The 14,484-nt window shown below is 68.3% G+C and carries 12 protein-coding genes; 4 read left to right on the top strand and 8 right to left on the bottom strand.

Annotation, left to right across the window (positions count from 1 at the left end):
* The first annotated feature begins 408 nt into the window (after positions 1–408).
* The gene (locus CVV76_RS08840) at positions 409–1,797 is read left to right on the top strand and encodes an MFS transporter (RefSeq protein ID WP_102224273.1); all 1,389 of its coding nucleotides are present in this window, start codon (positions 409–411) and stop codon (positions 1,795–1,797) included.
* A 61-nt stretch (positions 1,798–1,858) separates the two neighbouring features.
* Here CVV76_RS08840 and CVV76_RS08835 read toward each other — a convergent pair whose 3' ends face one another.
* The 8 genes from CVV76_RS08835 to CVV76_RS08800 form a co-directional block, all read right to left on the bottom strand.
* Complete coding sequence (locus tag CVV76_RS08835; protein WP_102224272.1) at positions 1,859–2,239, bottom strand: RidA family protein; 381 nt, start codon at positions 2,237–2,239, stop codon at positions 1,859–1,861.
* Positions 2,240–2,243: 4 nt separating this feature from the next.
* Complete coding sequence (locus tag CVV76_RS08830; RefSeq protein ID WP_199178544.1) at positions 2,244–4,634, bottom strand: acetamidase/formamidase family protein; 2,391 nt, start codon at positions 4,632–4,634, stop codon at positions 2,244–2,246.
* Positions 4,635–4,704: 70 nt separating this feature from the next.
* Positions 4,705–5,940: an acetamidase/formamidase family protein gene (locus tag CVV76_RS08825; RefSeq protein WP_102224270.1), complete on the bottom strand. Its 1,236-nt coding sequence runs from the start codon at positions 5,938–5,940 to the stop codon at positions 4,705–4,707.
* A gap of 57 nt (positions 5,941–5,997) precedes the next feature.
* Positions 5,998–7,626: an amino acid ABC transporter permease/ATP-binding protein gene (locus tag CVV76_RS08820; protein WP_102224269.1), complete on the bottom strand. Its 1,629-nt coding sequence runs from the start codon at positions 7,624–7,626 to the stop codon at positions 5,998–6,000.
* Positions 7,627–7,714: 88 nt separating this feature from the next.
* On the bottom strand, positions 7,715–8,647 hold the full coding sequence (locus CVV76_RS08815) for an ABC transporter substrate-binding protein (RefSeq protein ID WP_199178543.1): 933 nt from the start codon (positions 8,645–8,647) through the stop codon (positions 7,715–7,717).
* Between the two features lie 286 nt (positions 8,648–8,933).
* Entirely contained in the window at positions 8,934–9,551 is a 618-nt protein-coding gene (locus tag CVV76_RS08810) for a class I SAM-dependent methyltransferase (protein ID WP_102224268.1), read from the bottom strand.
* Positions 9,552–9,567: 16 nt separating this feature from the next.
* Positions 9,568–10,320 (bottom strand): CDP-diacylglycerol--serine O-phosphatidyltransferase, encoded by a 753-nt coding sequence (gene pssA, locus CVV76_RS08805; RefSeq protein WP_332888538.1) that lies wholly within the window; start codon positions 10,318–10,320, stop codon positions 9,568–9,570.
* A gap of 2 nt (positions 10,321–10,322) precedes the next feature.
* Complete coding sequence (locus tag CVV76_RS08800) at positions 10,323–11,090, bottom strand: phosphatidylserine decarboxylase (RefSeq protein ID WP_269844485.1); 768 nt, start codon at positions 11,088–11,090, stop codon at positions 10,323–10,325.
* Between the two features lie 348 nt (positions 11,091–11,438).
* Here CVV76_RS08800 and CVV76_RS08795 point away from each other — a divergent pair, with 348 nt between their 5' ends.
* From CVV76_RS08795 to fabI, 3 genes are read left to right on the top strand one after another with little or no spacing between them, the layout of a single operon-like run.
* Positions 11,439–11,903, top strand: a complete 465-nt coding sequence (locus CVV76_RS08795; RefSeq protein WP_102224265.1) for a hypothetical protein — start codon at positions 11,439–11,441, stop codon at positions 11,901–11,903.
* A gap of 5 nt (positions 11,904–11,908) precedes the next feature.
* Entirely contained in the window at positions 11,909–13,633 is a 1,725-nt protein-coding gene (locus CVV76_RS08790) for a PHA/PHB synthase family protein (RefSeq protein ID WP_102224264.1), read from the top strand.
* A 48-nt stretch (positions 13,634–13,681) separates the two neighbouring features.
* A complete protein-coding gene (gene fabI, locus CVV76_RS08785; RefSeq protein ID WP_102224263.1) occupies positions 13,682–14,446 on the top strand; it encodes an enoyl-ACP reductase FabI in 765 nt (254 codons plus the stop codon).
* Positions 14,447–14,484 lie beyond the last annotated feature (38 nt).

The following is a 14,484-nucleotide window of genomic DNA, read 5'->3' as shown; positions in this document are numbered from 1 at the left end:
AGCGGCCGGACCGCCGCCCCACGATCCACCATCCGGCGGGGAAAGGGTACCGCTTTCCCGCCCGGACAGGCCATCTTCCCGGCCATAGCATTGCGCGAATGGTGGCATCCGCAAATAGTATTGGCCGCCCCCCTGCCGACGCGCCAAGTTCTACCCCCAGATGAGGGGGATGAGGAGGAGCGCGGCCCGCGAAAGTTGGTGGGCCGCCACCTGTGGTTCTGCGGCCTGAGCTTCCATGCCGGCATCCGTGGCGAAAGGAGGCCGTGCCCCGATCGGGGCGCGGCACGCACGGTGCGGCGCGGAACCGCGGCGGAACGCTCGGCGCATTCCCCTTCCCCCATCTGTCCGGCGGCCCGCGGTCGCCGTCGCGATCCAGCCGGCCCAGCCGGCGCAAAGGGAGGAGACAGGATGAGCGAGAGAGCGGAGGCGCCGTCGGACGCCGCTGTGGCAAGGATCAATGCGCGGATCGACAGGTTGCCGCGCTGGGGCATTGCGGCCGGGGCGAAATGGGTCTTCGTGACCGCGTATTTCTTTGCCTTCTACGACATCATTGCGATCGGCGCCGTGCTGCCGGACGTGACCCGCGCCTTTCACCTGACGGGAAGCCAGCAGGCGCTGCCGCTGACCACAAGCCTGTTCGGCTACATCGTTGGCGCAATGATCTTCGGCCGCCTCGCCGACCATTACGGACGCCGCCCCCTGATGGCCGCGACCATGGCGCTGCTGGCGGTGTCCTCGGTGTTGTGCGGCCTGGCCTGGGACCTGTCGTCGCTGTCGCTGTTCCGCTTCCTGACGGGCATGGGGATCGGCGCCCAGATCGCGCTGAGCGCCACCATGATCAACGAATTCTCGCCCGCCCGACACCGCGCCCGCAACATCCAGCGCAACATCATCGCGGCGGGGGTCGGCGATGCGGTCGCCCCCTTCGTCGCGATGGGCCTCCTGTCGCTCGGGCCGGACGGCTGGCGGCTGGTGCTGGGGCTGGGCGTGCTGTCGGTGATTCCGATGATCCTGATCGCCTGGATGCCGGAATCGCCCCGCTGGCTGGCCGCGCGTGGCCGCGAAGCCGCCGCCGACGCGCTGGTGACCCGGATGGAGACGCGCCTGACCGCCGAAGGCGCCACCCTGCCGGAACCAGAAGTCACGGCCGACCTGCACGGGGTGAGCGAGGCCGCGCATATCCGCCTGATCGACCTGCTGCGTCATCCCTGGCTCGGCCGGGTGGTGGTGGTCACGCTCTACTGGGTGCTCCTCTACATCGCGATCTATGGATTTCTCGGCTTCGAGACGGTGCTTCTCGACAAGCTGTCGGTCGCGAAGCCGCAGGGCCTTCTCTATACCGCGCTGGGGGATCTGGCCTTTCCGATCGGAGCGGCGCTGCCGCTTCTCCTCGTCGACCGGATGCAGCGGCGCTATCTGCTGGGGATCTCCAGCGTGATCTTCGCGGCGGGGCTTGCCACCCTTGCGTTCAACACCGGCGCGACCACGGCGGTGATCGGGGCCTTCCTCGTGGCACTGGTACTGCTGATCAACTCGGGCGTGGGCTACATCTACACCTCGGAGATCTTCCCGACCCGGCTGCGCGCCACCGCGATGGGGTTTGCCGACGGCATCGGCCATATCGGCGGGATCGCCGCACCCTACATCGTGCTGACCAGCCTGACGCTCTGGGGCGCGCGCGGGGCCTTCGGGCTGCTTGCGCTCCTGCTGGTGGCCTGCGGCCTGCTGATCGCCTTCCTCGGCGTCAGGGATTCGGCGCAATCGCGGCTGGACAGCGGGATCGGCGAGCCGAGCTGACGCCTACAGGCGCGATGCCCGCCGAGGCGCGGTCCCTGCAGGGGCCGCGCCCTGACCGGTGTCATCTCCGGGCGATCAGGTCGATCTCGATCAGCGCGTCATAGGCAAGGCCGGTGACGCCCACGCAGGTCCTCGCAGGGCGCCGGTCGGCAGGGAAGTAGCTGGCGTAGAGCGCGTTCATCGCCGCATAGTCGCGCTGGAACTCGGTCAGGTAGACCCGCGCCATCATCACGTTCGTCCAGCCGAGGCCGATACCCGCAAGCACCGTCTCGAGGTTCGCCATCACGTTGCGCGTCTGCGCCTCGATCCCTTCGGGCAGAATACCGGGCGCGTCTGCCGTGTCGGGCATCTGGCCGGTGATGCAGATCAGCCCGTCCTGTTCCACGGCATGGCTGAACGGTGCGACGGGCTTCGGCCCGCCGGTGACCATGTGATACTGCATGGCTCTACTCCTTGATGTCTGGCAGCAGTGATTTGGGAATGATCGCGTGAATGCCCAGGTTGCCGTCGACCACCTGGGTCACGCCGAAATCGACGGCGGCCGAGATCTGGGCGATGGCGTGATCCTCGCTCAACCCGCCGCGAACCATCAGAAAGCGCCGCGCCTTGCGGAAGGCATCGCGCATCGCCAGGTCGAGCGAGGATTTGGCGTAGACCTCGCTCAACCCCTTCTTGCCGAATTCCGACAGGTAGTCGGGGTGGCTGAACCCGGTCAGCACCCAGGCCTCCGGCGTCTCGATCAGCGGGTAGCTGACATTGGCGATCGGCGCGCCGCGCTTGTGCAGCCGGATCGTGATCCGCCCGGTCATCGAGCATTCGATCGCCGTGCCCGCCAGTTCGCCGTCGCCCTGCGCCGCATGGGGATCGCCGATGGACAGAAGGGCGCCACTGACCGAGACCGGCAGATAGACCGAGGCCCCCCGCCCCAGCCGCCAGTTGTCGATATTGCCGCCGAAATAGGCCGGCGGGATGGAATCGATCAGGTTCTCTTCGCGCGGGGCAAGGCCGATGACGCCGAAATGCGGGCGCAGCGGCACCCGCAGCGGGCGCTCGGGTGCGGGGTCTATCGCCACCGCGCCGGGCCGCACCGGGATACCCGGGTAATCGTAGGTCGCATGGGTCACGCCGAAGGGATCGGTCTGTTCGGCCCAGCGGTAGGAATACAGAAGCTCGGCCTGCCCCGCCTCGCCGGCGTCGGGGAGGATCTCGAAGATGGAGACGGTCTCGCGCGGGTTGGGCGCGGTCAGCAGGTCGGAATACTGATAGCCCCACCAGGCCGAGACGTGGCTGCCGAAGATCCGCCCCTCATGGCCCGGGGCCCGGCTGGGCCGGGGCGCCAGCTCGTCGATATGCACCTCGACCACGTCGCCGGGCTCTGCCCCCTCGATGTGGATCGGGCCGGTGCAGATGTGCACGCCGAACCCCTCGCCCGCGCCGCGGCCGAAGACCGAGGCATCCTGCGGCCCCGCGCCGCGACGGTCGATGCCCTTGCGCCTGCCGTCCCAGTAAAAGATCTCCTCGGCCGCCGGATCGCCCGCGATCATCAGCTCCGGCGCGTCGGTGGCGTGCTGCGTCAGGGTCTCGATGATGACCTGATCGCCCGGCCGCACCGACAGTACCGGCGCCAGCGCGCGGCTGAAGTAGCCCCAGTGCACCGTCGACGCATCGACCTTGAGGTGATGCACCTGCCCCGGCGGCCCCGGGGTGTTCGACACCTCGTCCGACACCGTCCGCCGCACCCCGTCCGACCAGGCAAGACGCGGCTGGAACCGGGTCAGCGCGTCCATCGGCCAGCCACGGTTCTCGACCCCGCCCTCATCCTCGCGCCGGGCCTCGCCGATGCTGGCGCGGTAGGCGCCCGGCGGCTGGCCGAAGCGCTGCTTGAAGAGCCGGCTGAAGTTCGCGGCATCGCCGAAGCCGCAGTTGTAGGCGATGTTGGCAACCGGCACCTCGGTCTCGCCCGGCACCGACAGCATGGTGCGGGCCCGCTGCAACCGGCGCTCGCGCAGGTATTGGGTGAAGGTCTCTCCGGTCTCGCGAAACAGCCGCTGAAGATAACGCTCCGAGATCCCCTCCATCCGGCTCACCGCCTCGGCGCTCAGCTCGCTGTCGGTGAGGTGCGCCTCGATCCGCTGCGACACCCGGCCGATCAGCCCGGCCCCGGGGCCACGGTTGCCGTCGGGCGCAGCCTGCGCGGGCAGACCGAAGAACAGGTCGCTCAGCTGTTGGGCCAGCGTCGCCCAGTCGCCGTGCTGAAGACGCTCGATCTCGGCCGCGGCGGTCTCGACGGCGGCGGCGAAGACCGCGGCCATGCCCTCGCGCTGGAACGCCCGCGGGGCCGCCAACCCGGTGTTGGGCGACCGCCGCCCCGAAAGCTGCGCCTCTGGCAGGGTCACGCAGATCGCACGGCCGTCGCGCAGAAGGCGGATGTGCCAGCCGGGATCGACAGGCAACAGGCCCAGCTCTCCGCTGCGCAGGCTCAGCCCGTCATCGCCACGGCGGATCTCGACCGTCTCGTCAAGCGGCAGCAGGATCAGCGGCGCCCCGCCCCGCCGCGCGACCGGCGCGAGGCACCCGCCCGGGATCGACAGCCGCGCCAGCATCAGCCCCGGCGCCCCGCCATGTGCAAGACCCGAGCGATAGCCGGCCGCCTGCGACGCCCCTTTCCCCGCGCCAGCACCGGGACCAGTGCCCGGACCAGTGCCGCGCCCCGGCGCGATCTCCTGCAGGCCGATGCCGTCGAGAAAATCCAGCCAGGCGCGATCGCGCTGCTCGCTCGGGTAGGCTTCGCTCTGGAATCGCGTGACCGGCATCCCGACCTGGCCTGCCCTCAACATGGCGGGCCTCGGACGGCCCGCCCCGGATCCTAGGGAAGCTTTCATCCCGCGGCCAGAATCCGGGCGCCACTCACGTGAACAGATCCTTGCGGATCGAGCCGTGAACGCCCCAATTTGCATCAACCACCTGGGTGATGCCGAAATCCGCGGCGACGGACATAAGCGAAACCGCCTCGTCCTCGCTGAACCCACGGGTGGTCATCAGGAACCGGCGCAGCTTGCGGAACGCATCGCGCATCGCAAGGTCGAGGCTGGCGTGTTCGGCCACGGTGGCCTGCCCTTCCGGCCCCAGCGTCTGCAGGTAGTTCGGGAAGGTGAAGCCGTAGACCGACCACTGCCGGTCGTTTTCCAGAAGCGGGTGGTCGAGCCCTTCGAGGATCGTCCCCTCCAGATCGTCGCGCTTGTGCAGGATGAATTCGAAATCGCCGGTCAGCGAGGTCTCGATCGCGGTGCCGTTCAGCTCGCTGTCGCCCTGCGCCGCGTGGGGATCGCCGACCGAGAAGAAGGCGCCCTCGACGGCGACCGGGTAATACATCCGCACGCCCTTGCCGATGCGCCAGTCGTCGATGTTGCCGCCGGTGTAGTTCGGCGGGATGGTGCTGACGAATTCCGCCTCGGACGGCGCAAGGCCCATGGTGCCGAAATGCAGCCGCGCGGGCACGCGCACGCCGGGCAGGATGTTCTCGCGGTGCTGGACGAGGGCGTGGTCGACCCGCACGCCGGGATAGTCGATCGTCGGGTGCACGACCCCGTCGGGATCGGTCTGCGGCGTCCAGACGTAGTTGTAGACCGGTTTCGCCACCGGCTCCCCGCTGGTGTCGAGTTCGTAGATCGTGACCACCTCGCGCGGCTTCGGCTCCTCGATCAGGTCGTGGTAGTGAAACCCCCAGTTCGCCGAGGCGTTCGACCCGAAGCAGCGCCCCGCGTAGCAGGCCGAGCAACTGGGCCGCGGTCGCACGTCCAGCACCCGCACCTCGAGCACGTCGCCCGGCTCCGCCCCCTCGATCGCGACCGGGCCGGTCATCAGGTGCACCCCCAGCCCCTCGCCCGGCCCGTAGGTGAAGGGTGGCTCGACCGAACCCGCGCCGCGGCGCCAGACCGGCTTTTCCTCTCGCGTCCAGCGAAACACCGCCTCGGCGCCCGGATCGTCGCGGATCATCCGCTCGTAATCGTCGTTAGCGTGGTGGGTCAGCGTCTCGATCGTGGCGCGGTCGCCCGACTTCAGGGTCAGCGCGGGGGTGACCGCCTTGCTGAAATAGCCCCAGTGAACGGTCTTCGGCGAGACCGGAAGCGTGTAGTGGCGCATGGGAAGGGGTTCTCCTGCTCTTGCAAACGGGGGCCGGCGTGGGGCCGGATGTCGGTGTCAGGCCGGGATCGGCGCGTCCTCGGACAGCACGCGAAGGAAACGCGCGGTCCGCGGGTTCTCGGGGTGGCTGAGCATTCTGTCGGCGCGGCCGTCCTCGACGATGTGCCCGCCGTCGAGAAAGATCGCCCGATCGGCCACGTCACGGGCAAATCCGATCTGGTGGGTCGAGATCAGCATGGTCAGCCCATCCTCCTCGGCCAGCCGGCGGATCAGGCCGAGGACCCCGGCCACCAGCTCGGGATCGAGCGCCGAGGTCGGCTCGTCCAGGAGCAGCATCTGCGGGTTCGACGCCAGCGCCCGCGCGATGGCGACGCGCTGCTGTTGCCCGCCCGACAGGTGCCGCGGCAGGGCATCCGCACGATGCGACAGCCCGACCCGGTCCAGCAGGTCGTCGGCGCGCCGGGCGGCCTGTTCCGCCGGGACATGCTGCACCCAGCGCAGCGGCCCCGCGATATTCTCGCGCGCGGTGAGATGGCCGAAGAGGTTGAAGTTCTGGAACACCATGCCGATCCCGACTTCGGCCCGGGCATCGGCGATCTCGCGCGGAGACAGCGGCACGTTGTTGCCCGACAGGCCGATATGGCGGCCCAGCACCTTGATCCGGCCGCTGTCCCAGCCCTCAAGCCGGTTGATGCATCGCAGCAGCGTCGACTTGCCCGACCCAGACGGGCCGAGAAGCGCCACGATCTCGCCCTGCCGCACCTCGAGGTCCAGCCCGTCGAGAACGCGCTTCCCCTCGTAGGATTTCACCAGCCCGTCGATCTGCAGGACGACCTTGGCCGAGGCCAGCGTGCGTTCGCGCGCCGCGCGGTCGAGGGGCGGGAGATGCTCGGGGTCAGATTCCGGCTCGGGCTCGGCTTCGGCGCTTTCCGCCTCGGTCGCGATGGCCTCTCCGGTGGCGAGGGGGGCTGTGGGCGCCGGGGCAAGCTCGCGCCGGATCCACGGCATCAGGGCGGCCAGTCGCTGGCGCGGGTCGGGGCGATCGAGGTCCAGCGCGACCTCGATCAGGATCTGCACCAGCGCGATCAGCCCGGCCAGCACGATGTACATCAGCCCCGAAGCGAAGAAGATCGAGAAGAAATCGAAGGTCGAGGAGGCAAGCTGCGTCGAGCGCAGCGTCAGCTCCTGCACGGAAATCACCGAGGCGAGCGAGGAGTTCTTGAGGGCGCTGACCGCCTCGTTGCCAAGCGCGGGCACCATCATCCGGAACGCTTGCGGTGCCACCACCCGGCGCATGATCGCCGCCGGCCGCATTCCCAGCGCCTGGCCCGCGCTGGTCTGGCCGCGATCCACGCCCAGCACGTTGGCGCGGATGATCTCGGCGATGAAGGGCGCCTCGTTGAAGGTCAGCGCCAGCACCGCCGCCTCCAGCGCCGAAAGCTTGATGCCGATCAGGGGCAGCGCGTTGTAGGCAAAGACCATCTGCAGGATCAACGGCGTGCCGCGGAAGATGATGGCGTAGATCCGCGCCACCACCGCCAGCGCCCGGAACCGGCTCAGCTGCATCGCCGACAGGACGATCCCCATCAGAGAGCCGCCGACAAGGCCGCCGAAGGTGATCACAATGGTGTAGACGATCCCGGTCAGGAGATAGGGCTGCGAAAGGTATTTCAGGAACAGGTCCATGGCGTCCGTCCGGGATCTTGTGCGGAGAAGGGGGCGGGATGCCGGGCCGCGCGCGGCCCGGCACCCCGTTCGATGGCCTGGGGCCGGATCAGTCGGCGAGAACCAGCTTCGGCGTTTCCATCTGGTCCTTGGGCAGGTTCCACTTCGCCATGAGCTTTTCCTGCATCCCGGATTTCTGGATCGCTTCCAGCGCCGCCATCACCGCCGCGCGGAAGTCGTGCTTGTTGCGCGGCACCGCGATCCCGACCGAATAGGGCAGTGTCACCGCCGTCGCCTTGGACAGCTTGGCGGGATAGGCCTTCACCGCGCCGTCGACGGTGTTGGCGTCGTTGATGTAGGTGTCGGCCCGACCCGAAAGGATCGCCTGGATGCAGTTCGCGTTGTTGTCGTAAAGCTGGATCTGCGGGGCGGGCTTGCCCGCGGCCTTGCATTTCTCCGCCAGCGCCTGGATCAGCGGCACCTCGACATAGCCGGTGTTCTCGGCCGCGGTGGTTCCGCACAGCGACATGTCGATGCCGGTGATCTTCTTGGGGTTGCCCTTGGCCACGAGGACGCCGTCATAGACCTTGAGGTAGGTGATGAAGTCCGCCGCCTTGGCACGCCCCTTGGTGGCGTAGATGTCCGAGATGACGATATCCGCCTGCCCCGCCTCGAGCGTGGTGAGAAGTGCCGCAAAGGTCACCGACTTGTAGCTCAGCTTGAAGCCCAGGCAATGCGCGATCGCCTCGCCCAGGTCGATGTCGAAGCCGACGTATTTCGACGGATCTTCAGGGTCGAGCGCCTCGTAACCCGGCGTGTGCGGGTTGACGGCGTTGACCAGCGTCTTGCCCTTCAGGGCCGGGTACTTCTGCTGCAGCGCCTGGCAGGCGGCGGGGGTGTCGGCCGCCCGCGCCGCGGTGGTTTGCAGCAGGGTGAAACTGGCGGCGACAAGGGTCAGGCACAGCGCCATTGCGGCAATGCGCAGGCTGCGGTGCAGGTTGCGGCGCAGTAAAGGCAGGGCTCGTTTCTGAGAATGTTTCATGTTCCGCTCCGTTGGACAGGTCTGACCTTGGTGGGGCCGAAACCGATCTTAGGAGCGTGCCTCGGGGCCTCGATTGTCCGGGGCCGCACTGAATATTGTATTTTGCCACCGCCGGAGCAGGCTTCGCCCAGATATCCGGCAACGGGCGCCGCGGCGTCGCCAATTTCCGGGCAGAGGTTGGCCAAGCGCCGGCCACCGCCCCGAACCCGGGCGCAGCGTCAGCGGCCGAAGGTCCCCGCCCGGCGGCGAAGGGGCAAGGGATCGGCAAGGACCGGAAGAGCCGGCCTCAGGCGTCCTTGCGGAAGGCGAGGAAGGTCATCATGCCCAGCGGCGGCAGGGCGCGGCGTTCTGTCAGCGCCAGCCCCGTCTCGCCCATGACGGTCGAGATCGGAAAGTCGGAATGCCAGCCGATGAGGTTCGCCATCGGCGCAAAGACCCGTTCCAGCGTGGCCAGCGCGCCGGATTCGCGGGCGAAGTGGTTGGTGATCAGCACGATCCCGCCCGGCTTGCATACCCGCGTCATCTCGGCCAGCACCTTGCGGGGCTCGGGCACGACCGACATGATGTGCATCGCGACGACGTTGTCGAAGGAATCGTCGGCAAAGCACAGCTCGCGCGCGTCCATCTGCTGCAGCGATCTGACCTGCGAAAGCCCGCGTCCCTTGACCTTGTCACGGGCCTTTTCCAGCATCTCCTCGGAATAGTCGACGCCCGTCACCTCGACCCCTTTGCCATAGAGCGGCAAAGCAAGGCCGGTGCCGACGCCGACCTCTAGCACGCTGCCGCCCCGGGTGTTGACGTAGGACACCGCGCGGCGGCGTCCGGCCTGGGTCACTGCGCCGAACGTCTTGTCGTAGACCGGGGCCCAGAGGGCATAGGATTTCTCGATAGCCTGGATTTCCATGGTGCGGACCTTGCCGTTAACGAATTGACTTGGCAACCCGCCACGACCAGGCCATTCCGGCGAAATACGCCAGGCACAGGATCGACAGCGAGATCCAGGGAAAGCTGAGGAGCGCGGCCAGCACGGCCACGAAGCCGACCAGGAAGACGCGCGCGTTCTCACGATAGATCGTCAGCGACTTCAGCGACCAGGTCGGGATCCGGCTGATCATCAGCAGCCCCACGGCGACCATGTAGAGCGCGATCACCGGTTCGGGCACCAGCGGCACCCGCGACCAGGTGAACGAGACAAAGACCGGCAGCATCGCCAGAAAAGCCCCCGCCGGCGCCGGCACGCCGGTGAAGAAGCGTTTCGATGCGCCTGCGGTCTCCGCCTTGTTGCCGACATTGAACCGGGCCAGCCGCATCACGCAGCACACGACATAGATCACCACGGCGATCCAGCCCTCGTTGCGCAGGTCGCCGAACGCCCAGGTGTAAAGCAGGATCCCCGGCGCCACGCCGAAGTTCAGGAAATCGGCGAGGCTGTCGAGTTCGGCCCCGAGCGGGGTCTCGCTCTTCAGCATCCGCGCGAGGCGGCCGTCGAGCCCGTCGAACAGCCCCGCGACCAGGATCAGCTGCACCGCGCCCAGCGTGTTGCCCTCGATCGCGAAGCGGATCGCCGAGAGGCCGGCGCAAATCGCCGCCACGGTCACGAGGTTGGGCAGCAGGGTGATCAGCGGCAGCTCTGCCCTGCGCCGCGGGCGCTCGGTGGATCTGGGCTCGGTCATTGTCATTCCACCATTGCCTGGCGGCGGGGTTCATCTGCCTTGAGGTCGGCCAGCACGGTTTCCCCCGCGATCATGGTCTGGCCAAGCGCCACAAGCGGCTGGACCCCCTCGGGCAAGTAGACATCAAGCCGCGAGCCGAAGCGGATCAGGCCGAACCGCTCCCCGGTCCGAAGGCTCTGGCCCGGCGCGGTCCAGCACATGATCCGCCGCGCCACGAGGCCCGCGATCTGCACCACGGCGAGGCTCCGGCCGTCGGAAAGCTCGATGCGCAGGCCGTTGCGTTCGTTGTTCTCGCTCGCCTTGTCGAGCGAGGCGTTGACGAAGGTGCCGGGGTGATAGGCCACCTCGGTCACGCGCCCGGCGACCGGGCAGCGGTTCACGTGGCAGTTGAAGACGCTCATGAACACGCTGACCCGGGTCAGCGGCTCGGGGCCCATGCCCAGCTCGGCCGGCGGAACCGCCGGTTCGATCAGCGACACCACGCCGTCGGCGGGGCTGACCACCAGCCCCTCGCGCTGCGGCGTCGCACGCTTGGGATCGCGGAAGAAGTAATAGCACCAGACCGTCAGCCCGACCCCGAGCCAGCCCAGGGGCTCCCAGAGAAGGAACAGCGCCAGCGTCACGACGGCAAAGATCGCGACGAACTTGATCCCCTCTCGGTGCATCGGCTTGATGAAGGTTTCGAGCATGGTCATGCGAGGCTGGTCCCCCAAATCACTGAATGGCTGCACCGCTGGCGCGGGCAGCGGTGCCCGATGCCGCCGGTCCATCCCCCGTCGCATAGCAAGATCGTCGCGGCCTGACCATACGGCACGGCGCAGGAGCGCCCTGCCCGGCCCGTCTCTGCCGATCCGCGTGGGTCGGGCGGGGGCGGCAAAAGGCGCGCGGCGACTCGGGCCCGGAAATAACGGCGGCGTTACGCCTGCTCACGCCGTTTTGAAGGAATCTAGCGAATATCGGGGCCTGCAGGCCCCGCAACCTGCGCGAGATCAAGGCGCCGCACCGCAGCATGCCGAAAATGGCCCACAGGTGTTCCGGCCCCTGCGGCCCGTTGCACCGCAGCCGGGTATCCGCGCTGCAAGTCCCCAATTCGCTCGCCCCCCCCCGGAGGACACGACATGGCCACGACCAATACCACCGATCCCGTCACCTCGGCCCTTCAGCAGATGACTGCCGCCTTCCAGATGTGGCAGCCCGCTGCCGGGACTGCCATTCCCCGCCCGATGGACCTGCCTGCGCAGCTTTTCGCGGGCTATGTCTCGGACCTTCAGCAGATCTGCGGCGATGCGCTAGAGCAGCAGCGCGCCCTGTTCGCCGAAGGCGCCATGGCCTTCACCGAGAAGATGCCCGGGCTGCTGTTCACGCGCCGTCCGCAGGACCTGACCGAACTTCAGCTCGAGGCGATGGTCGCCGCGGTCGAGGCCTCGTCCCGGCGCGCCAGGATCTGGGCGGATCTGTCGAAGCGGCTCGGCGACCGCTACGCCGAGCTCGCGCACGAACTTGCGCGCGAGCTAGACAACGCGGCGACACCCGGCGACGAGAAGACCGAAGAACCCGTTTCCCGCGTCCGGAAGGCCGGTTGAGCACCATGAGCGGGAACACGGTCGCCCCCCTCGACAGGCAGTTGCACGCGGCCGAGGCCCGGCTTTCCTCGGGCATGTCGCCCGCCTCGGCGATGGCCGCCTACATGGACTGGTTCGTGCATTTCGCCAACTCGCCGGGCCGGCAGGCCGAGGTGGCAGGCAACGCCGCCCGCCGCTGGGCCGATTTCGCCGGCTACCTTGCACGCGCGATGACCGGACAGCCCGCCGACCCGGTGGTCGCGCCGTTGCCGCAGGATCACCGCTTCGCCGCGCCGGACTGGCAGACGATGCCCTTTGCCGCGATCTCGCAGTACTTCCTGATGATCGAACAGCTCTGGCGCGAGGCCACGAGCGGCGTCGAAGGGGTCGCCGAGCATCACGAGCAGATGGTTGGCTTCGGTGCCCGCCAGGCCCTCGATACGCTGTCGCCCTCGAACTTTCCCCTGACCAACCCCGAGATCCTTGCCGAATTCCGCCGCTCCGGCGGGATGAGCCTGGTGCGGGGCCTGCAGAACCTGATCGAGGACAGCCACCATACCCTGTTGGGCGAACCCCCGGTCGGCGCCGAGGAGTTCCGTGTCGGGCAGGAGGTCGCGATCACCCCGGGCAAGGTGATCTTCCGCAACCGCCTGATCGAGGTGATCCAGTACGCGCCCACCACCGCGACCGTGCAGGCCGAGCCGGTGCTGATCGTCCCGGCCTGGATCATGAAATACTACATCCTCGACCTGTCGCCGCAGAACTCCATGGTGCGCTACCTGGTCGAGAACGGCCACACCGTCTTCATGATCTCCTGGCGGAACCCGACCGAGGAGGACCGCGAACTGGGGATGGACGATTACGTCACCTCCGGCGTTCTGGCCGCGCTTGAGGCGGTGCGCGGCATCGCCGGCCCGCAGAAGGTGCACGCGGTGGGCTATTGCATCGGCGGCACGCTCCTGTCGATCGCGGCAGCGGCGCTTGGCCGCGACGGCAAGGACTGGATCGGCAGCATGACGCTGTTCGCCGCGCAGACCGACTTCACCGAGGCGGGGGAGCTCACGCTTTTCATCGACGACAGCCAAGTGTCCTTTCTCGAGGACATGATGTGGGCCAAGGGATATCTCGACACCAAGCAGATGGCCGGTGCGTTCCAGATGCTGCGCACCAACGACCTGGTCTGGTCGCAGATCGTGCAGGGCTACCTGATGGGCCGGCGCAGCCCGATGTCGGACCTCATGGCCTGGAACGCCGACGCCACGCGCATGCCCTTCCGGATGCATTCGGAATACCTGCGCCGCCTGTTCCTGGGCAATGACCTCGCCGAGGGCCGGTACCGTGTCGGCGACACCCCGGTCGCGCTGACCGACATCCGGGTGCCGCTGTTCGTCGTGGGGGCGGAACGCGACCACGTGGCGCCCTGGCGATCGGTCTACAAGGTCAACCTGCTGACGGATACCGACGTGACCTTCCTGCTCACCTCGGGTGGGCACAACGCGGGCATCATCAGCGAACCGGGCCACCCGCACCGGCATTACCGCCTCGCCACCAAGGCCGCGCACGACCCCTATGTCGGCCCCGAGGAATGGCAGGAAGAGGCGCCCGTGCACGAGGGCTCGTGGTGGCCCGCCTGGCAGGGCTGGCTGGCCGAACGCTCGGGCGAACAGGTCGCGCCGCCGCCGATGGGCCGCGCCGACAGGGGCCTTGCGCCCCTTTGCGACGCCCCTGGCACCTACGTTCACGAGAAATAGCCGCACGCTTCTGCACGGAGAAACAGGCATGAGACACCGGAGGTCACGATGACGAACCTGCAAGGCAAGGTGGGGCTGGTCCTCGGGATCGCGAACCAGAACAGCATCGCCTACGGCTGCGCCCGCGCCTTCCGCGAGGCCGGGGCGGAGCTGGCGATCACCTACCTTTCCGCCAAGGCGGAGCCCTACGTGCGCCCGCTGGCCGAAGCGCTGGACAGCCCGCTCATACTGCCCTGCGACGTGCGCGATCCCGGCGCGCTCGAGGCCGTCTACGACGCGATCCGCGACCGGTGGGGGCGGCTCGACTTCGTGCTGCATTCCATTGCCTACGCCCCGAAGGACGATCTGCACGGACGGGTGGTCGACTGTTCGCAGGCGGGGTTCGCCGAGGCGATGGACGTCTCGGTGCATTCCTTCGTGCGCATGGCCCGGCTGGCCGAGCCGCTGATGACCCGGGGCGGCTGTTTCCTGTCGATGAGCTATTACGGCGCCGAGAAGGTGGTCGGCCACTACAACCTCATGGGGCCGGTGAAGGCCGCCCTCGAGGCGACCGCCCGGGCCATGGCGGCGGAGCTCGGGGCCTCGGGGATCCGGGTCAACGCGCTCTCGCCCGGGCCGCTGCGCACCCGGGCCGCCTCGGGCATCGACCATTTCGACGCGCTGATCGAGCAGGCCGCCGCCCGCGCCCCGGAACATCGCCTCGTCAGCATCGACGACGTGGGCGCCATGGCCGCCTTCCTGGTGAGCGACGCGGCCGCCTCGGTCACCGGAGACACGATCCACATCGACGCCGGATATCACATCATGGGCTGATCGCGGCCACCTCCCCTCCTCCCTCCGGGCGGCCCGCG

The organism is Acidimangrovimonas sediminis (assembly GCF_002871005.1).
GTDB lineage: Bacteria > Pseudomonadota > Alphaproteobacteria > Rhodobacterales > Rhodobacteraceae > Acidimangrovimonas > Acidimangrovimonas sediminis.
The sequence above is the reverse complement of the archived record's forward strand: the minus strand, read 5'-3'. Positions and strand labels throughout refer to the sequence as shown.